A 17,610-nucleotide genomic window follows, 5' to 3' on the forward strand; every position below is an offset into this window, starting at 1 on the left:
ATGCTGCCGGATTCCGCCGGGATTTCCCCCAGGATCAGCCTGAACAGCGTGGACTTGCCCACGCCGTTGCGCCCCACGATGCCGATTTTGTGCCCCTGTGGCACGGCCACCGAGGCGTCTTCGAGCAGCAGGCGTCCGCCGATCCTGTAGGTCAGGCCATTAACATGCAACATGACTTGGGGGTTCTAGAGCATGATCCGCAAAAGTGGAAACCACTTTTGCGACAAGATCATGCTCAAGCAATTGATCTTGCGCGAGTTCTTTTCGACCAGGTGATTTCACCTGGTCGGAACGCGCGCGAGCGTCATCGCCGTTTTCTGTCATTCGCGAAGCGCTGTCGTCGAAAAACGATATTGACTCGGGTGGTGGTGCACCGCACAAGCGATGAGGGGAATTGAGGAGCGCACATCAGGTGAAGGCGGGACAGATCGCGAAGGCGTATATCGCGGGACCGGCCGATACGGCCTACCAGGACGAGATCACCATGATGCTGCGCGACCTCCTGCGCCAGGTGATCAAGGTGCGTGAGCCGCGCGTGCTGGCGGTGATCGACGAGCCCGCCAATGGGCTGGAACTGGCGCCTGACCTGATCGAGCACGCCCTGCAGGTGATCGGCATCTGGCTGCAGCTTCTGAACATCGCGGAGGAGAACGCCGCGATGCGCAACCGCCGCCAGATGGAGAACCGCAGCGGCCCGGACCAGGTGCCCGGCTCCTTTTCCCATGCCTTTGCCACGGTCGCCGCTGCCAACGTGCCCCCCGAGGCGGTGCAGAAGGCGCTCGACACGGTCGATGTGCAGCCGACCATCACCGCCCACCCCACGGAAGCAAAGCGCGTCACCGTGCTGGAGATCCACCGCCGGATCTATCTGAAGCTCTATGAGCTCGAGAGCCCGCGCTGGACCCCGCGCGAGCGCGCCGGCCTCCTCAAGTCGCTCCGGACCGAGATCGACCTCCTGTGGCTCACCGGCGAGATCCGGCTTGAGAAGCCGACCGTCGAGCAGGAGATCCACTGGGGACTGCATTTCTTCCGCGAGGCGCTGTTCGACCGCACGGGAAGCCTGTGCGACATGCTGGAAGCAGCCCTTCAGCGCCACTATCCGGAAACGCCCTGCCGGGTGCGCCCGCCGCTACGCTATTCCTCATGGATCGGCGGCGACCGGGACGGCAATCCCTTCGTGACCGTCGACGTCACACGCTATGCGCTGAAGGAGAACCGCGAGGCGGTGCTCGCACGGCTGGACCACCGGCTGAACGACCTGGCGCAGCTCGTCTCGCTGAGTTCCCAGGAGGTGTCGTTCCCGCCCGCCTTCCTCGAGCGGCTGCAGAACCAGGCCGCACTTGCCGGCGCGGCCGATACGATCACCGCGCGCAATGTGCACGAACCTTTCCGCCAGTTCTTCACCGCATTGCGGCACAGGCTCGCCGCAACCTTCCAGCCGCACGCCAAGGCCACTGGCTTTCGCGATACCGGCGAGCTGATCGGGGAATTGCTGGCGGCTGAGGAAACGCTGGCGCAGATGCAGTCGGTCTCGCTTGCCTCGACACTGGTGAGGCCGGTCCGATGGGAGGTCGAAACCTTCGGCTTCCGCACGGTGAGCCTCGACATCCGCCAGAACACCACGGTCATCAACCGCGTGCTGATGGAAATCTGGCGCAAGCTGAACCCACTGGACCCGGGCGAGGGGCCTCAGTCCGGAACGCCCGCATGGCAGGCCTGGATCGAGACCGAACTCGACAAGCCCCTGGGCTTCCTGCCGCAGTTCCGCGGCGTCTCGGAAGAGGCGCGCGAGCTTCTGGGCCTTCTGGGCCTGATCCGCGAGACAATCGATGGGCCCGACCGCCAGGCCATCGGCGCCTTCATCCTGTCGATGACGCAGAGCGCCAGCGACGTGCTGGGTCTCTATCTTCTCGCCAAGTTCGCTGGCCTCTTCGCAGATGAGACGGCGCGCGAGACGTGCCGGATCCGCGTGGTGCCGCTGTTCGAAACGATTGACGATCTGCGCGCTGCGCCGCAGATCATGCGCGATCTTCTGGCCCATCCGCTGGTGCGCAACTCGGTTGCCGCCAATGGTGGCCGCCAGGAGGTGATGCTGGGTTATTCCGACTCCAACAAGGATGGCGGATTCTTCTGCGCCAGCTTTGAACTCTTCGAAGCCCAGCGCGGCCTGATCCGCATCGGGCGTGACGCCGGCGTCTCGATCAGCTTCTTCCACGGCCGCGGCGGTTCGGTGAGCCGCGGCGGCGCACCCACCGGCCGCGCCATTGCAGCCCAGCCTGCAGGCACCATCGATGGCCACATGCGCGTCACCGAGCAAGGCGAGGTCGTCTCCTCCAAGTTCGCCAACCGCGGCACGGCGCAGCACAATCTCGAAATCCTTGCGGCCTCCGTCTTCGTTCATACGTTGAAGTCGATCGACGAGCCGGAGCTGAAGGTGAACCGCGAGCACCAGAGCGCGGTCGAATGGATCGCCAAGGCTTCCTTCAGCCATTACCGCAAGCTGGCGGAGGACAGGGCGCTGCTCGACTATTTCCACCAGGCCTCGCCAGTGGAAGAACTCGCCAACCTGAAGCTCGGTTCGCGCCCCGCGCGCCGCTTCGGGGCCAAGGGCATCGGCGACTTGCGCGCCATACCCTGGGTCTTCGCCTGGAGCCAGAACCGCCACTTGCTGACCGGCTGGTATGGCCTCGGCTATGCCTTCGACGATTTCCTCGTTCCGCGCGGTGCTGAGGGCATGACGCTTCTCCGCGACATGTTCAACAGGTCGCGTGGTTTCCGTCTCGCTGTCGACGAGGTAGAGAAGTCGCTTTACCTGGCCGACATGGATGTTGCCGAGCAATATGCCGGGCTCGTGACCGACCGTACATCCGCCGAGCGCCTGTTCGCATTGATCCGCCATGAACACCAGCGCACCTCCCGCACCATTCTCGAGCTCACGGGCGAGAAGCGCCTGTGCGAGCGCTTCGACGGGCTGCAGCGCCGCTTCGAGCGTGTCAGGCCCATGGTGGACCAGGCCAACCGGTGGCAGGTGCAACTCCTCAAGGAGACGCGCCAGGGCAATGGCGGCGACAAGCTGATGATGCCGTTGCTGATGACCATGAACTGCGTGGCGACAGGCCTCGGCTGGACCGGCTGATCAAGCCGCTTTCAGCTTCCCGATGGCGAGCCTGCCGGTCAGCCCCTCACGCCCTTCGAACACGAAGCAGCCTCCCTGCCATAATGAGCAATGCCCCAGGATCGACGCAAGGCACTCGGCTGAAGGAACCGTAGTGCACATCGGCGGGCTGCTTGCCTACCCGTCAGAGCCTTCGTCCGAGCAAACCGAATAATCGAACGCCCGCGCGGAAAGATCCCCGTCTGCGCTGATAATGGGCCCCTCGTCCGAACAGATCGAAAGTGCCGCAACGCGGCCAGCCAGCGATTGAACGAGCGGGCCGGGAGGTACAGAATCAGAGGGCGCGCCTTCGTCGTTCGCAGCAGAGAACTCAGCGACCCAGAGTTGGGGGTCGTTTGTGGCGTTCATCTCAATCAGATCAAGCAGGTTCGGCGTGGCGACATTCGTCATGGCTTACACTCCTCAATTCTCACAACGCTACACTGGTTCCAGTTCTGCATCAACGGGCCTGTCTCCTGTGAGCTGCCTTTGCGGCAACTTGGATTATTCATCACAATAAGTAACCTGGTGGCCTGCACCTATCGTTTTCAACTAAAATGGATAAAGCTGAAGGAATTATCAGAGCATCTAAGGTCTATACACTAGCTTATGAGAGAGGTTATAAAAGTAAGATCACGGCATGCTTGCAGGGAGGTTGAATTGCTTGGACGGTTGAGTATTGCGGTTGGCGTCATGGGAGCGTTTGTCTCCGCCGCCTCTGCGGCAGATATTTCTGAGCCAGTATACAGCCATGACTGGTCGGGAGCTTATGTCGGTGTCCACGGCGGATATGTCTGGGGTGAAGCCGACGTCACCTATGACAATGAGCCTGGCGGCGGCGATCTGGACGGCGGCTTCTGGGGTGGCGCGTTGGCGGGCTACAACCTCCAGCACGATAAAGTCATGTTCGGCGTGGAGGCTGACTTCGGTCTCGGCGATGTGAACGGCAAGGGCAAAGAGCTGCCTGTGAAGGAAGAAACCTACGACTACACGTATGACCTCGACTGGAACGTTCACCTGCGCGCTCGCGCTGGCTTTGCTGTGGATCGTGCACTGTTGTTTGTTGCGGGCGGTCTCGCCGTGGCGGAGCACACTCTCGGCGTCGAAGAGTCCGGCTTTATTGATTGTGCTTATGTCTGCCTGCAGGTCCCCCCGTTGGTCACCGAGTCGCTGGGCAGTGACAGCCAGACGCATGTCGGCTTCACCATCGGCGGCGGCATCGAGTTTGCCTTGACCGATAATGTGCTTCTGCGCGCCGAATATCTCTATGATAACTACGGCGAAGCAAACTACGAAGATGAGGAAGGCAACGAATACGACGTCGATCTGACGGCGCAGACCGTCCGAGCTGCGGTGTCTTTCAAGTTCTGACAATTGAGACGCAAGCATCAGGGCCGCTCCGAAGGGGTGGCCCGTGCTGCTGCTGCTATTCTTTATCGTCGGCTCCAATAGATTTTACGCCGTAAACGAAGACGTCGAAAGGTGCTGATGTGTCTTGAACCAACCAGAGCCGCTGCAGCTCTTGGCTGTTGTTTTGTCCTTGGCCCGGCCCCGGCTTGACCGGTTGATCAGTCCGTTTTCGACTTCCCGATGGCGAGCCCGTGGGTCAGTCCCTCGCGCGCATCGAACACAAAGCAGTTTCCCTGCCACAGGCTCTGCTCCGGTGGCACGGCTTCGAGGTATCCGAGGATGCCTCCCTTCAGGTGGTAGACGTTCTCGAAGCCCCTGGCCTTCATGAAGCTCGTGGCCTTCTCGCAGCGGATGCCGCCGGTGCAGAACATGGCGATCCTGCGCTGCTCCTGGCCTGCCAGGGCGCGCGCGACGAAGGCGGGAAACTCACCGAAGCTGGAGGTTCCGGGGTCGGTGGCGCCCCTGAATGTTCCAGCCTGCACCTCGAAGCCGTTCCGCGTATCGATGACCAGCACGTCCGGATCAGAAATCAGCGCGTTCCACGCCTCGGGTGGAACGTAACTGCCCACCATCCGCGTTGGATCGACGCCGGCGACACCCATAGTGACGATCTCCTTCTTGAGGCGCACCTTCATGCGGCCGAAGGGCATGTCGTCGGCAACGGATTGCCTGCCTTCAAGACCGCTGAATTCCGGATGGCTGCGGAGAAAGGCCATCATGGCGGCCAGTGCATCTGGCTCGCCGGCGATGGTGCCGTTGATGCCCTCCGGCGCGAGAAGGATCGTTCCCCGGATGCCATGGGTGAGCGCTGCTTCTAGCAAGGGCAAGCGCAGCGCCGCGGCGCGTTGCAGCGTCACGAACTTGTAGAAGGCGCTGACGGCGATCTGCGTCACCGGCAGTTATCCGTGGGTGGCGAAGACGCTCGCCGTGCCGTCCTTCGCCAGCAGCAGCACGTCATAGCGTTCGGTCTGGTTGCCCATCTCCATGCCGGGAGATCCGACGGGCATGCCGGGCACGAGCAGGCCGCGCGCGTCTGGCTTCTCGCTCAGTAGCCGCACGATGTCACCCGGAGGGACGTGGCCGGAGATCACATAGCCGCCGATTTCGCCCACATGGCAGCCTTCGAGGCCCGGCGGGATTCCGAGCTTTGCCGAAAGGCCAGCAAGATCGTCATTGTCCTCCATCAGCACCGGAAGGCCAGCCGCTGCCATGCGCTCTGTCCAGGCGAGGCAGCAGCCGCAGCCACGGTTGCGGTAGAAAACCGGCATAGCAGCCGATGCCGCAGCGGCCGGCAGGAGTCCCAGCGCAGCAAGGGAGGCGATGATGGCGCGGCGTGTCGGCATGGCGGATGCTCCGGTTCTCATGGCTTGGGATGTAGTTCGGCGGGCCGGTGCAGGCAAGTCACTTCCCCGGCACGGCGGCTGCCCTCCGTCCGCCTTGTTGTCTTGCATTCAGACTTGTGGCAGGCCAATCGCAATGCCCCCTTACTTTCGTCATGGGCACCCGGCAGTAATGGAACCAGAGCGAGAGTGGGCGCGTCCTGCGTCACGAGCAAACTGAGCGGAGCTGTGGAATGAAACTTGCCCCCATGATGCATGCGAGCCTGACGGCGCTGGCGCTGTTCGCCATTGCGGCCGGGCCGTCCCGTGCCGAATCGTTGGAGCCGCTGCCCGCCCTCATTCTGGCGCAGGCGGAAACCGGGGCGCCTTCGGCCGATTTTGATCAGATCCGGAAGTTCCTGAACGGCGGGCGCGATCTTTCCCGGCTGGATGACGAGCGCCTGCAGCAGCGCCTTGCCCGTGCCAAGCGCTTCCTCGGGGTGGATGGCCTGCCGGGAGATATCGCCGGTGAACTCGAGCAGGAGATTGCCCAGATCACCGCCGAGATCGACCGCCGGCAGCAGGCGGCCGCGGAACCGCCGGCAGCGGAGCCCGAGCCGCCGCCGCCCGAGGTGGAGCAGGCGCCCCAGCCGGAGCCCGAGCAGCAGGCACAGCCCGAAGTGCCCCAACCCCAGCCGGAACCCCAGCCGGAGCCTCAGCCCGAACCGCAGCAGCAGGCACAGCCGGAAACGCCGCCCCAGCAGCCCGAGGCCGTGCAGCAGCCTGCAGAGCAGCCCGCGCCGGACGTGGTGCAGTCTCAGGGTGATGAGGAAGTGGCCCTCTTCCTCCAGTCTGTGAGGCCCGCGTCCGAACTGAGCAGGGATGAAATCCGCCGCCAGATGCAGCAGGCGAGCGCGCTTGCGGAGAGCAAGGACCTTCCGAAGGCGCAGCGCCGGGCCTTGCGCGACGTGATCCGCGAGGCAAGGGCCGCACTCAAAGGCAAGGGCGATGCTGATGCGGCAGACGCTGCAACGCAGCCAGAGCCACAGCCGGAGCCACAGCCAGAGCCGCAACAGCAGGCACAGGCCGCCAAGGTTGACCCGGCCCTGGAACGCCAGGCGCGCGACATCCTCAACGATGGCACGGACGTCCGGGAACTGAGCAGGCGCGAGCTTCGCCAGCGGCTGTCCGGCATGCGCGACCTGCTGGCCAGCGACCGTCTCTCCCCTGAGACGCGCGATGCGCTGCGCAGCAAGCTGGCCGACGAACGCCAGATCCTGCGCCGCGATGTGAGCGGCAACGAGGACCGCGAGGCCCCGCCGCAAGGTGCTGGCGGCAACAACAACGTGATCATCAACAACAACAACACGACGATCACCAACAATGATGTGCGGCTGGTCCTGCGCGACCAGCGCCCGCCCGAGCAACTCGATGAGGAAGAGCTCGTCCGCCGCATCGACATCTATCGTGAGGTCGTGCGTGACGACCGCTACGAGGAAGCAGAGCGCAGCGACTGGCGCCGCGCCCTCGAGCGTGACCGCCGCTACCTGCGCCGCCAGATGCTGGAGGAGCGCCAGGCCCGCGCCGAGCGCCTCCGCTCCGGCCAGATCCAGTTCGATGTCGTGATCGGTGACGACTATGACCCGGAGGCCGCATATCGCGATGACGTCTTCGCCGCGGAGGTGGAGGATGACGAACTGGCGGATGTCCTCGCCGCACCGCCGCGCCGCCGGATCGACCGGCGCTATTCGGTGGAGGAGTTCGAGCGCAGTCCGGAAGCGCGCGAGGCGATGGCCCGCATCGAGATCGACACGGTGAACTTCGGCTTCGGCGAAGGCTTCCTGCGCGAGGAGGAGATCGACAAGCTCGACCGCATCGCAGTGGTGCTGGAGAAGGTTCTGGCCAAGAACCCCGACGAGGTGTTCCTGCTCGAGGGCCACACCGACGCCGTGGGCTCGACTGCTGCGAACCTCGCACTCTCCCGCCAGCGCGCGCAGGCGGTGAAGGAGGCGCTGACCACCTACTACGTGATCCCGGCCGGGAACCTGAAGACGGTGGGGCTGGGCGAGCGCTACCTGAAGATTCCGACGCTGCAGGCCGAGGCCGAGAACCGCCGCGTATCGCTTGCCCGCATCACGCCGCTGGTGGGCGAGCTGGACTGACGCCGGAGCTTGAGCTTGCATGTGGACCGGGCCGCCGCTATACGGCGGCCCATTCCATTCAAGCTCAAGGACAAGGGGACAGTCATGGCCACCGAACGCACTTTCTCGATCATCAAGCCGGATGCGACGCGCCGCAACCTGACGGGCGCCATCAACGCCAAGATCGAGGGCGCAGGCCTGCGCATCGTGGCGCAGAAGCGCGTCAAGTGGGGCAAGGCGGAGGCGGAAGCCTTCTACGGCGTCCACCGGGAGCGCCCCTTCTTCAACGACCTCGTGACCTTCATGATGTCGGGCCCGATCGTGGTGCAGGTGCTGGAAGGCGACAACGCCGTGGCCCGCTACCGTGAAGTGATGGGCGCCACCAACCCCGCCAACGCCGCCGCCGGCACGATCCGCAAGGAATTCGCGGAATCGATCGAGGCCAATTCGGTGCATGGCTCGGACTCAACAGACAACGCCGCGATCGAGATCGCCCAGGTGTTCAAGCCTGACGAGATCGTCGGCTGACGCCAGCCGATGTGGACCGCCCTCTACGTCGCCGCGATCGTCGCCGTGAACTGGATGTTCACGGCGATTGCACCGTGGGCGACGCCGCTGGGCGACCTTTATCTTGCGAACATCGTGGTCGGTTTCGTGTTCGTGCTGCGCGACTATGCACAGCGCGAGATCGGCCACTCGGTTCTCGCCGCCACGGCGGTGGGTGGCGTGCTCACCTGGTTCATGGTCGATCCCGCCATCGCGCTGGCCTCGATCACCGCCTTCATCCTGTCGGAGATGGCGGACTGGGGCGTTTATTCCTACATGCGCCGGCCGCTGTCCCAGCGCATCCTGTTCTCGAGCCTTATCGCTGTGCCGCTCGATACGCTGGCCTTCCAGTATCTCGCGGGCTACCTGACGCCCGCGGCCTTCGCCACCGAGATTGCCAGCAAGGCCGTGGGCGTCTTCCTCGTGTGGTATCTGCTGCGGCTGCGTGACCGGAAGCTGGCGCTGACCGCCTGAGATCACGCCTTCTTCTGTTTGGCGCGCTCGCTGGCGCAAAAGGCCTCGTCGCTGGCCTGCAGCAGTGCCTTCATGCTCTTGAGCTTGAGTTCGAGCTCATATTCGCTGATCACGCGGTTCTTCAACTCCGGATTCTTGGCGTGGAGTTCCGCCGTCATCTTGTCCAGCTTGGCGGCGATCCTGTAGCGCACGGCATCCTTGGTTTCATGGGTGCGTTCGCAGGGGAGCTTGCCTGTCTCTTTCTTGCATGTGCCGCTGCGGCGGCAGCTTGCCTTCGGGCAGCGCGCCAGCGGTGCCTCGCGCTCGATCCAGCACGGGTGAAGCATGTAACCTCCTGTCATGTGGTGTGATGTTTGATGGCGCCTCACGGCGGGCGCCCGTGGGGTGATCCACGGACGCCCCTTGCTGTGGGAGGACGGGAATGCCGGAGCCGGGGCTCACACAATCCAATTGGGAAAATGGCGCGAGGCGCCCGGTTCATGCAGGGCCGGGCGATGGCGGGGCAGCTTGCCCCCTCTGCCCGGGGGCCCCGCACCCGCTTGCGCGGCGGCGCGGCGTTTGTCGCTAAGGGTAGGCGCTTGTCACGCGTCCCCCTGGGACGCCATGAATGCCTTGCGGCGCAGGGGTCGTAATGCCCCCGGGTCCCGCCCGTCGCGCCCGGGGAGGGGTGTTGCGTTCCCACCCCACCGCAGGTGCCGCCGGCCTTTCCGCAATACCGAGACGCTGTCGACATCGTCCCCTCCTCTGGGAATGGCCGTGAAGAGGAGTATTAGCGGAGCATAGGAAGAAAGTCAATGATTCATTCCAACGGGCAGCGTCGCATTGCTACGCGGCATTCGCTCGTCGTCTGTACTCTTCATCATTTGCTGCAAGCTGCATTACGAATGAAACATCTGCAAGCATTGCTGCCTTTGCGCCAATACGATCAATGCTACTGACAACGGAGTTCAGTGAGTATGGCTGGCTTGATTTCGACAAGTCTGAAAACATCATGAACTTCGATGCAATGGAAAGCTGGTTCTCAGTTACGTACTCAAAAACGATCTTTCGATCATTAACAACTACAACGTTGTGAGCATTCCATGTCGTGTCTCTACCTAAAAGTTCTTGCTCTCGGAAAACTGCAGATGAACCAAATGCACGTGTCACCTTATTGAAGAGCTCCTCGGTGTTCGTCTTTTCTCTTTCCTCAAGAGCTCTAAAGATCGCGGAACTTGAAGCAGCAACGGAGGCATTTGCTACGGCGGAAATTGCAGTTTCAATGTTTTCGATTGAAGCCCGGATCACGAAGATGCTCATGCCATCGTAACTGACCGCATAACGTTTAGCCGCCTTCCGGGCAGCTGCATCGAAAAACCCGCCTGCTCCTTGCATTTCCGCTTCGGATTGACCAAGGGCAAGATCAGACACAAAGCATTCCGATCCATTCAGAACAATTTCAACTGCAGCACTTGCTCCGCTTGGATACAGGACCGGTACAGCCATTCTCGCGCGCTCGCCCTGTACCCGCGTTCCCATGAGCCGCGATACAGCTTTTGACAGGCGCTGGCCTAGATCAATCGACGTTGTGTCGCTCATTGCTACACCAATGGTAACTGCAAATTGGGAAGAGGAACGTCACCGGGATTACTAATATTGAGTCTCTTGCTTACAAACGCCAGGGCTTGTGAAAAGCTCGTCAATTCCTCAGTAATTGGAATTGCGCATGGTGATGAACCGAGGTTGGAAACCAGTTCGTCCTGACCGCCTGTATTGTAAAGGAACGAATGCTCGTGCGATTCTCCGACCCCAAAAAAATGGTTCGCGTAGCCACCGCCACAGGATGACCTGTTATGGTGTGTGTTTGAAGGATCATTCTCAAGTCGATAGAGATTTTGGTGACCCTTCACGTTTGGTAACTCCAAACTCATCTGAATTGTCATTGTCTTCGGATATCGTGGCCAAACTATCGCGTGGAACCAAAGACCGCGCGGAAGCGCAGATGCCTCCCTTAGCCTACATCTGAATATCGCAACGGGTTCAGTCTTGTTGCGTTCCTTGCTCGCTTCCCAGTGCCTTAATTCTCCCGGTTTTGCTGAATGAATCACAAAAAATTTCTCAATTCTGAGCAATTCTTGTGCATCTTTCAGTGGGATGGGCATTCTGTCAACTCAACATATTAGTCGTCCTGGAGTCAAACATTCCCTAACGGCAGGCGATATCAGCGGCTTGCCGAATTGTACGGTTTTACGTACAATGAAGTATGCGCACCACCTCTTATTCCGAACTCCGCAAGAACCTCGCCTCCGCCCTCGACAGGGTGGTGGAGGACCGGGAGCCCGTCATCATCACCCGCGACCGGGGGAAGCCTGCGGCGGTGCTGATGTCGCTGGAGGAATTCACCTCCTGGGAGGAGACGCTGCATCTGCTGCGGAGCCCGGCCAATGCGGCGCGGTTGAAGGAGGCCGTGGACTCGCTCGACACGGGTGGCGGGACAGAGCGCAAGCTGGCTGAATGAGGCTGCTGTTCTCCGGGCAGGGCTGGGAGGATTATCTCTGGTGGCAGGCCCGTGACCGCAAGACGCTCGAACGCATCAATGTGCTGATCAAGGACGCGAGCCGGAACCCGTTTCAGGGGATTGGCAAACCGGAGCCGTTGCGGGGGGATTTGGCCGGCTGGTGGTCTCGCCGGATCACGCAGGAGCATCGGCTGGTGTATCGCGCAGTGGATGGCACGCTGCAGTTTGCGCAGTGCCGGTATCATTACTGAGAGTGCGGCGAAGCTGGAGTCCGGCTTTCGCCGGAATGACGGCGTTGGGGGTGCGCGGCAATCATTCCTCTCCCCCGGTGGGGGAGAGGGCAGGGTGAGGGGGTCTGTCCGCGCTGGAGGTCTGTTGTTGGTTCGGCGGCCGGGACTGTTTGTGGTTTTGGGATTTGGTGCGGGGCGCTTGTGTTTGTGGTGGGCATCCCCTCACCCTTCCCTCTCCCCCGGTGGGGGAGAGGAATAGGTTGGGATGCTGGGCGGTGTGGTTTGGTTCCCTCATCTACCCGTTGCTTTGCAACGGGGCCCCTCTTCTCCCGCTAAAGGAGCGGGAGAAGACGTTGATCGGTGTGGCGGGGGATGGGCAATGCGTGCGCGGCCACCATTCCTCTCCCCCGGTGGGGGAGAGGGCAGGGTGAGGGGGTGTGTCCGCGCTTGAGGCCTGTTGTTGGTTCGGCGGCCGGGACTGTTTGTGGTTTTGGGCTTTGGTGTGGGCGGTGGTGTTTGTGGTGGGCACCCCCTCAACTTTCCCTCTCCCCCGGTGGGGGAGAGGAATAGGTTGGGATGTTGCGGTGGTGTGCTGCGGATTGGAGACAAGTGTCTTCTCCCGCTGGAGGAGCGGGAGAAGACCTTTACGCCTTCACGCTGCGTGAGAGGAAGGCGGGCATTGTCTGTTCGGTGAAGCCGCGGTGGTCAGGCGCGTCGGAGACGTCGCGCTGGGGGTGGCGGTCCGGGCGGGGGGCGCGGTCGCGGGTGCGCTCGCGCGGGGGTTTTTCGGGGCGCGGGGCGGATGGCGCTGCGGCGGCGGGTTTGGGGGCCGGCGCGGGGCGCTCTTCGCGCGGCGGGCGTTCGGTGCGCGGCGCGGGCTCCATGGCGGCGCGTTCGCCGTGGTCCTTGACCTCACGCGGGCGGCGGTCACGGTCGCGGCCGCGGCGGTCGCCGCCGCCGCGTCCCTCACGGCCCTCGCGGCGGGGGCGGTCAGGCTCAGCACCGCGGGTTTCGATGGCGGCTTCGGCCTCGGCACTTAATTCGAAATAGGGGATCTCTTTCTTGATCAGGGCTTCGATGCCCTTCCAATACTTGCCCTCTTCCTTCGAGATCATGGTGAAGGCCTGGCCCTCACGCCCTGCACGTCCCGTGCGGCCGATGCGGTGGACATAGTCTTCCGCATGGGTGGGAACATCGAAGTTGAAGACGTGGGAGACTTCCGGAATATCGAGGCCGCGGGCGGCGACGTCGGAGGCGATCAGATAGGTGATCTCATTGTTGCGGAAGGCCTGCAGCGTCTTGAGGCGGGCGGACTGGTCCATGTCGCCATGGAGAGCCCCCACGCTGAAGCCGTGGACGGACAGGGACTTTTCCAGCAGCGCGACCGTGGTCTTGCGGTTGGCGAAGATGATGCCGTTCTTGACGTTGGTCTGTGTACGGAGCAGCTGGCGCAGCGCCTCACGCTTGGCTTTCGCCTCATGCGGGACCTTGACCAGCATCTGGGTGATGGTTTCCGCCGTGGAGGAGGGCCTGGAGACCTCGACGCGCACCGGATTGTGCAGGAAGGCGGTGGTGAGGCGCTGGATCTCCGGCGGCATGGTGGCGGAGAAGAACATGGTCTGCCGGGTGAAGGGCAGGAGCTTGCAGATGCGCTCAATGTCCGGGATGAAGCCCATGTCCAGCATGCGGTCTGCCTCGTCGATCACCAGCATGTCGATGCCGGTGAGCAGCAGCTTGCCGCGCTCGAAATGATCAAGCAGGCGGCCCGGCGTGGCGATGACGACGTCCGCACCACGGTCGATCTTGAGGGCCTGCGGCTCGAAGGCGACGCCGCCGATCAGGAGGGCAACCGAGAGATTGTGCTTGCAGCCCAGCGTCTCGAAGGCCTCGCGCACCTGGTCGGCGAGCTCTCGCGTGGGCTCGAGGATCAGCGTCCGCGGCATGCGGGCGCGGGCGCGGCCCTTTTCGAGCAGCGACAGCATGGGCAGCACGAAGGCGGCGGTCTTGCCGGAGCCGGTCTGGGCCAGGCCCATGACGTCGCGCCGCTGCAGGGCGGGCGGGATTGCTTCCGCCTGGATGGGGGTGGGGGTCGTGTAACCCGCGGCGGTGATCGCCTCGAGGGTTCTGGGGCTCAGTCCGAGCTCGGAGAAGTTCATATGGGGGTAAAAACCAATCTGGCGATTTTATTCTGATTGCATCAAAATCTGCGCCGGGCGAATTCGCCATCAAGCCCCGTGCGCTGAAGCTTAGCTGCACATAGGGATTCCCATTGGGAAAGTCAATTCGCGAGAGGTTGTGCGGGTCAGAATTGTCTTGCAGTATGCAATTCACCCGCGTGCCACGTTGTATGGGACAGTGGTTAAGGCATCGCTCCGCGATTCTCGGGGGGCGGATCAAATGGGGGAGTTGAACATGAACAAACTGAGCGCCGAATTCTTTGGGACTTTCTGGCTGGTGCTGGGCGGCTGCGGCTCCGCGGTGCTGGCGGCCGCCTTTCCCGCGCTGGGCATCGGCTTCGTGGGCGTGTCGCTGGCCTTCGGCCTGACCGTGCTGACCATGGCCTATGCGGTGGGCCACGTTTCCGGCGCACATTTCAACCCGGCGGTGACTGTGGGCCTCGCGGCCGCTGGCCGCATCAGCTGGAGCACGGTGCCGGGCTACATCGTGGCCCAGGTGCTGGGCGGCATTGCTGCGGCGCTGGTGCTCTACCTCATCGTCAGCGGCAAGGCGGATTTCGCGGGCGTCGGCGGCTTTGCCTCCAATGGCTTCGGCGAGCATTCGCCGGGCAAGTTCTCGATGATGTCCGCGCTGATCACCGAAGTGGTTCTGACGGCGATGTTCCTCGTCGTGATCCTCGGTGTCACCCACAAGAACGCGCCGGCCGGCTTCGCGCCGCTGGCCATCGGCCTGGCGCTGACGCTGATCCACCTGATCTCGATCCCGGTCACCAACACCTCGGTGAACCCGGCCCGCTCCACCGCGGTTGCCCTGTTCGCAGAGCCCTGGGCGCTGCAGCAGCTCTGGCTGTTCTGGGTGGCGCCGATCGCCGGCGGCGTGATCGGCGCGCTGGTGCATAAGGTCATCTCGGAAGATTGATCCCCAAGGGACAGTGCCGGAAAAGAACAGGGGCGGGCCTTGCAGAAGGGCCCGCCCCAGGTTTTTGTGCCGGGCGGGCGGTTCTGCAGTAGGGTGAGTTCCGCAACACATGGAGACGTGCATGAAAGGCATCCGGCTGAAGGCCCCGGGCGGGCTGGACCATCTGACCGCCGTGGAACTTCCTGAGGCGGCCGCACCAGGGCCCGGCGAGATCACGGTCAGGCTCCATGCGAGTTCGCTCAATTACCATGACTACCGCGTGATGGCGGTGCCCGGCGCGGTGGCGGACGGGCGCATCCCCATGTCGGATGGTGCAGGCGTGGTCGAGGCGGTGGGTGCTGGCGTGAGCGAGTTCCGCCCGGGTGACCATGCCGTCTCCTGCTTCTTTCCGGGCTGGATCGCGGGTGAACCCACGCTGCCCGATTTCGCGACGGTGCCGGGTGATGGCGTCGACGGCTATGCGCGCGAGCGGGTGACTTGTCCCGCCTATGCCTTCACCCATGCGCCCAGCGGCTGGTCGCACGCCGAGGCGGCGACCATCACCACGGCAGGCCTCACCGCATGGCGGGCGCTGATCGTCAACGGGCCGCTCAAGGCAGGCGACACGGTGCTGGTGCTGGGCTCTGGCGGCGTTTCCATCGCGGCGCTGCAACTGGCGCGGGCCATGGGGGCGACGGTGATCGCCACCTCCTCATCGGACGAGAAGCGCGCCCGCCTCGCGGCGATGGGTGCGGCCTTCACCCTGAACTACCGTTCGACACCGGACTGGGGAACCAAGGTGAAGGACTGGACGGGCGGACGCGGTGTTGACCATGTGGTCGAGGTCGGCGGGCCGGGCACGCTGCCGCAGTCGATCGAGGCGGTGCGGGTTGGCGGCCACATCTCGCTCATCGGCGTGCTGACGGGGCGCAGCGGCGAGATCCCCACCGGCGCGCTGATGCGCAAGCAGGCACGCCTCCACGGCCTGATCGTCGGCAACCGAACGCAGCAGCAGGACTATGTGCGGGCGCTGGAGACGGCGGAGATCAGGCCGGTGATCGACCAGTCCTTTCCGCTCGACGGCATTGCCGATGCCTTCCGTTATGAGGAATCGGGGCGGCATTTCGGTAAGATCTGCCTGGAGTGGTGAGGCGCCTCAGTCTTCGTGCTGCCTGCTCTTGCGAGATTCCCTCAAGCGCAGGGCTGAGCTACTCAAATAGACCACCAAAAGCAGCCACGCTCCGAGATTGAAGAACAGCATGTCCCGGTTGGTCACCGGCACCGTGCCGATAGTGAAGAGGGTGTAGGGGGATGTGTAGCGTTCGTCACCAGCCTTGAAAAACTGAAATGCGGACAAGCCGGCGAACCCGAGAGCACCGACCGTATGCAAGCGGCGTTCGGTGTAGAGGCCCAGGCGGGCCAAGCCGAAGTCCAGCGCCAGCATGAGCCCGCCAATCAGCACAGCTGCGCATGCGAGTAAGAAGATGTATAGCTCAGCGATCAGTATCCACGTCCCCTTGGGCAGGGACAAGCGTGAAATGCCATTGGCGTAAAGATAGATCCAGTGTGCGAGGATCAGCGCTGCGATAACGGCAGCGACGGCCATCACCCGCAACGTCAGGCCACGGGGAACGCGTACCGGGGTCGCCGGAAGGGGGGCATCGGGGCGAGCCATGATTTCCATCGTCTGTCGTGGGTGAACACGGCCGGGAGGAAAGCATTGCTCGTAAAGATTGTCAAAATCTCCTGAATTTCTACTCCAGCCTTGCTGGGAAGCCGGGGGCGCGATGGTCTGTCTTCAGCACCAATGCGGGTCGCAGGTGTGCGGGCGCTGGAGACGGCGGAGATCGACCAGTCCTTTCCGCTCGACGGCATTGCCGATGCCTTCCGCCGCGAGGAATCTGGGCGGCATTTCGGGAAGATCTGCCTGGAGTGGTGACCTTCAGCGCCGTCATTCCGGCGCAGGCCGGAATCCAGCTTCGGGCGCCGGCAGCTGGACCCCGGCCTTCGCCGGGGTGACGCCATCAGGGGCGGGCTACTCCAGCCTTGCTGGGAAGCCGGGGGCGCGGAGGTTGATCTTCAGCACCAATGCGGGTCGCAGGTGTGCGCGCGCTGGAGACGGCGGAGATCAGGCCGGTGATCGACCAGTCCTTTCCGCTCGACGGCATTGTGGATGCCTTCCGCCGCAAGGAATCTGGGCGGCATTTCGGGAAGATCTGCCTGGAGTGGTGACCTCCAGCGCCGTCATTCCGGCGCAGGCCGGAATCCAGCTTCGGGCGCCGGCAGCTGGACCCCGGCCTTCGCCGGGGTGACGCCATCAGGGGCGGGCTACTCCAGCCTTGCTGGGAAGCCGGGGGCGCGGAGATCGGTGTTCAGAACGTCTTCCAGCAGCTTGGCGATCTGGGTGGATTGCGCCGCCCCGCCATACGCTGCCTTGCCCTTCATGAAGGTCTGCTGCGTCATGGAGGCGAGGTCGAGGGGCACGCCGAATTCCTTGCCGAAGTTCATGGCGAAGCCCAAGTCCTTCAGCGCGAGGTCCATGGTGAAGGCGATGTCGTAGCTGCCGTTGAGGATCAGCTGGCCTTCCGTCTCATGCACGAAGCTGGTGCCTGAGGAGGCGGTGATGGCCGCCCACGCCTGCGCGAGGTCGAGGCCGCCGCGCTTGGCCAGCATGAGCGCTTCGGCATCCGCCACGAGGTGGATGAAGGCCAGCATGTTGGTGATGACCTTGATGACGGCCGCCGAGCCGATGGGGCCCATGTGG

20 protein-coding genes are annotated in these 17,610 nt (G+C 63.3%); 11 read left to right on the top strand and 9 right to left on the bottom strand.

The genetic code is table 11. The annotated features are described in order from the left end of the window. A partial coding sequence (locus ACILRA_RS07985) for an ATP-binding cassette domain-containing protein (protein ID WP_395661588.1) occupies positions 1-173 on the bottom strand: 173 nt, incomplete at its 3' end. Positions 174-412: 239 nt separating this feature from the next. Between ACILRA_RS07985 and ACILRA_RS07990 the strand changes: the two genes are divergently transcribed. Further along, positions 413-3,136 (top strand): phosphoenolpyruvate carboxylase, encoded by a 2,724-nt coding sequence (locus tag ACILRA_RS07990; RefSeq protein WP_395661569.1) that lies wholly within the window; start codon positions 413-415, stop codon positions 3,134-3,136. A 156-nt stretch (positions 3,137-3,292) separates the two neighbouring features. On the opposite strand, the gene ACILRA_RS07995 is transcribed toward ACILRA_RS07990, so the two are convergent. Then, a complete protein-coding gene (locus tag ACILRA_RS07995; RefSeq protein ID WP_395661570.1) occupies positions 3,293-3,565 on the bottom strand; it encodes a hypothetical protein in 273 nt (90 codons plus the stop codon). Between the two features lie 249 nt (positions 3,566-3,814). Between ACILRA_RS07995 and ACILRA_RS08000 the strand changes: the two genes are divergently transcribed. Then, complete coding sequence (locus tag ACILRA_RS08000; RefSeq protein WP_395661571.1) at positions 3,815-4,525, top strand: outer membrane protein; 711 nt, start codon at positions 3,815-3,817, stop codon at positions 4,523-4,525. Positions 4,526-4,722: 197 nt separating this feature from the next. On the opposite strand, the gene ACILRA_RS08005 is transcribed toward ACILRA_RS08000, so the two are convergent. Both ACILRA_RS08005 and ACILRA_RS08010 read right to left on the bottom strand, forming a co-directional pair. After that, a complete protein-coding gene (locus ACILRA_RS08005; RefSeq protein ID WP_395661572.1) occupies positions 4,723-5,457 on the bottom strand; it encodes a rhodanese-related sulfurtransferase in 735 nt (244 codons plus the stop codon). A 6-nt stretch (positions 5,458-5,463) separates the two neighbouring features. Next, a complete protein-coding gene (locus tag ACILRA_RS08010) occupies positions 5,464-5,907 on the bottom strand; it encodes a DUF411 domain-containing protein (RefSeq protein WP_395661573.1) in 444 nt (147 codons plus the stop codon). A gap of 230 nt (positions 5,908-6,137) precedes the next feature. Here ACILRA_RS08010 and ACILRA_RS08015 point away from each other — a divergent pair, with 230 nt between their 5' ends. The 3 genes from ACILRA_RS08015 to ACILRA_RS08025 all read left to right on the top strand — a co-directional run bounded on the left by ACILRA_RS08015 (position 6,138) and on the right by ACILRA_RS08025 (position 9,044). Next, a complete protein-coding gene (locus ACILRA_RS08015) occupies positions 6,138-8,045 on the top strand; it encodes an OmpA family protein (protein ID WP_395661574.1) in 1,908 nt (635 codons plus the stop codon). 84 nt (positions 8,046-8,129) lie between these two features. After that, positions 8,130-8,552 (top strand): nucleoside-diphosphate kinase, encoded by a 423-nt coding sequence (ndk, locus tag ACILRA_RS08020; protein ID WP_395661575.1) that lies wholly within the window; start codon positions 8,130-8,132, stop codon positions 8,550-8,552. 9 nt (positions 8,553-8,561) lie between these two features. After that, positions 8,562-9,044, top strand: a complete 483-nt coding sequence (locus ACILRA_RS08025; RefSeq protein WP_395661576.1) for a VUT family protein — start codon at positions 8,562-8,564, stop codon at positions 9,042-9,044. 2 nt (positions 9,045-9,046) lie between these two features. On the opposite strand, the gene ACILRA_RS08030 is transcribed toward ACILRA_RS08025, so the two are convergent. Both ACILRA_RS08030 and ACILRA_RS08035 read right to left on the bottom strand, forming a co-directional pair. Next, complete coding sequence (locus ACILRA_RS08030) at positions 9,047-9,370, bottom strand: hypothetical protein (protein WP_395661577.1); 324 nt, start codon at positions 9,368-9,370, stop codon at positions 9,047-9,049. A gap of 499 nt (positions 9,371-9,869) precedes the next feature. Continuing rightward, positions 9,870-10,622 carry a hypothetical protein gene (locus ACILRA_RS08035; protein ID WP_395661578.1) on the bottom strand — a complete coding sequence of 251 codons (753 nt, stop codon included), beginning with the start codon at positions 10,620-10,622 and terminating at the stop codon, positions 9,870-9,872. A gap of 664 nt (positions 10,623-11,286) precedes the next feature. Here ACILRA_RS08035 and ACILRA_RS08040 point away from each other — a divergent pair. Further along, positions 11,287-11,541 (top strand): type II toxin-antitoxin system Phd/YefM family antitoxin, encoded by a 255-nt coding sequence (locus ACILRA_RS08040; protein WP_395661579.1) that lies wholly within the window; start codon positions 11,287-11,289, stop codon positions 11,539-11,541. Then, positions 11,538-11,792, top strand: a complete 255-nt coding sequence (locus ACILRA_RS08045; RefSeq protein WP_395661580.1) for a Txe/YoeB family addiction module toxin — start codon at positions 11,538-11,540, stop codon at positions 11,790-11,792. The genes ACILRA_RS08040 and ACILRA_RS08045 overlap by 4 nt, the downstream gene beginning before the upstream one ends. A 623-nt stretch (positions 11,793-12,415) precedes the next feature. Here the strand turns inward: ACILRA_RS08045 and ACILRA_RS08050 are convergent. After that, positions 12,416-13,927: a DEAD/DEAH box helicase gene (locus ACILRA_RS08050; protein WP_395661581.1), complete on the bottom strand. Its 1,512-nt coding sequence runs from the start codon at positions 13,925-13,927 to the stop codon at positions 12,416-12,418. A 256-nt stretch (positions 13,928-14,183) separates the two neighbouring features. On the opposite strand from ACILRA_RS08050, the gene aqpZ reads away from it, so the two are divergent. Next, on the top strand, positions 14,184-14,867 hold the full coding sequence (aqpZ, locus tag ACILRA_RS08055) for an aquaporin Z (protein WP_395661582.1): 684 nt from the start codon (positions 14,184-14,186) through the stop codon (positions 14,865-14,867). A gap of 121 nt (positions 14,868-14,988) precedes the next feature. Next, complete coding sequence (locus ACILRA_RS08060) at positions 14,989-15,996, top strand: NAD(P)-dependent alcohol dehydrogenase (RefSeq protein WP_395661583.1); 1,008 nt, start codon at positions 14,989-14,991, stop codon at positions 15,994-15,996. Between the two features lie 6 nt (positions 15,997-16,002). On the opposite strand, the gene ACILRA_RS08065 is transcribed toward ACILRA_RS08060, so the two are convergent. Beyond that, positions 16,003-16,521, bottom strand: a complete 519-nt coding sequence (locus tag ACILRA_RS08065) for a hypothetical protein (protein WP_395661584.1) — start codon at positions 16,519-16,521, stop codon at positions 16,003-16,005. A 132-nt stretch (positions 16,522-16,653) separates the two neighbouring features. Between ACILRA_RS08065 and ACILRA_RS08070 the strand changes: the two genes are divergently transcribed. Together ACILRA_RS08070 and ACILRA_RS08075 are read left to right on the top strand one after the other, a co-directional pair. Continuing rightward, a complete protein-coding gene (locus ACILRA_RS08070) occupies positions 16,654-16,785 on the top strand; it encodes a zinc-binding dehydrogenase (protein WP_395661585.1) in 132 nt (43 codons plus the stop codon). A gap of 149 nt (positions 16,786-16,934) precedes the next feature. Continuing rightward, on the top strand, positions 16,935-17,078 hold the full coding sequence (locus tag ACILRA_RS08075; RefSeq protein WP_395661586.1) for a zinc-binding dehydrogenase: 144 nt from the start codon (positions 16,935-16,937) through the stop codon (positions 17,076-17,078). Positions 17,079-17,174: 96 nt separating this feature from the next. Here the strand turns inward: ACILRA_RS08075 and ACILRA_RS08080 are convergent. Next, a partial coding sequence (locus ACILRA_RS08080; RefSeq protein WP_395661587.1) for an NAD-binding protein occupies positions 17,175-17,610 on the bottom strand: 436 nt, incomplete at its 5' end.

It is taken from the genome of Aestuariivirga sp. (genome assembly GCF_044239095.1).
Classification (GTDB): Bacteria; Pseudomonadota; Alphaproteobacteria; order Rhizobiales; family Aestuariivirgaceae; genus Aestuariivirga.

What these genes read in the sequence shown, in the direction of transcription:
- ACILRA_RS08030 (WP_395661577.1), bottom strand. Translation starts at nt 9,370, where the DNA reads ATGCTTCACCCGTGCTGGATCGAGCGCGAGGCACCGCTGGCGCGCTGC.
- ACILRA_RS08035 (WP_395661578.1), bottom strand. Translation starts at nt 10,622, where the DNA reads ATGAGCGACACAACGTCGATTGATCTAGGCCAGCGCCTGTCAAAAGCT.
- ACILRA_RS08065 (WP_395661584.1), bottom strand. Translation starts at nt 16,521, where the DNA reads ATGGCTCGCCCCGATGCCCCCCTTCCGGCGACCCCGGTACGCGTTCCC.
- ACILRA_RS08040 (WP_395661579.1), top strand. Translation starts at nt 11,287, where the DNA reads ATGCGCACCACCTCTTATTCCGAACTCCGCAAGAACCTCGCCTCCGCC.
- ACILRA_RS08075 (WP_395661586.1), top strand. Translation starts at nt 16,935, where the DNA reads ATGCGGGTCGCAGGTGTGCGCGCGCTGGAGACGGCGGAGATCAGGCCG.
- ACILRA_RS08025 (WP_395661576.1), top strand. Translation starts at nt 8,562, where the DNA reads ATGTGGACCGCCCTCTACGTCGCCGCGATCGTCGCCGTGAACTGGATG.
- ACILRA_RS08045 (WP_395661580.1), top strand. Translation starts at nt 11,538, where the DNA reads ATGAGGCTGCTGTTCTCCGGGCAGGGCTGGGAGGATTATCTCTGGTGG.
- ndk (WP_395661575.1), top strand. Translation starts at nt 8,130, where the DNA reads ATGGCCACCGAACGCACTTTCTCGATCATCAAGCCGGATGCGACGCGC.
- aqpZ (WP_395661582.1), top strand. Translation starts at nt 14,184, where the DNA reads ATGAACAAACTGAGCGCCGAATTCTTTGGGACTTTCTGGCTGGTGCTG.
- ACILRA_RS08060 (WP_395661583.1), top strand. Translation starts at nt 14,989, where the DNA reads ATGAAAGGCATCCGGCTGAAGGCCCCGGGCGGGCTGGACCATCTGACC.
- ACILRA_RS08010 (WP_395661573.1), bottom strand. Translation starts at nt 5,907, where the DNA reads ATGCCGACACGCCGCGCCATCATCGCCTCCCTTGCTGCGCTGGGACTC.
- ACILRA_RS08015 (WP_395661574.1), top strand. Translation starts at nt 6,138, where the DNA reads ATGAAACTTGCCCCCATGATGCATGCGAGCCTGACGGCGCTGGCGCTG.
- ACILRA_RS08070 (WP_395661585.1), top strand. Translation starts at nt 16,654, where the DNA reads ATGCGGGTCGCAGGTGTGCGGGCGCTGGAGACGGCGGAGATCGACCAG.
- ACILRA_RS08050 (WP_395661581.1), bottom strand. Translation starts at nt 13,927, where the DNA reads ATGAACTTCTCCGAGCTCGGACTGAGCCCCAGAACCCTCGAGGCGATC.
- ACILRA_RS07995 (WP_395661570.1), bottom strand. Translation starts at nt 3,565, where the DNA reads ATGACGAATGTCGCCACGCCGAACCTGCTTGATCTGATTGAGATGAAC.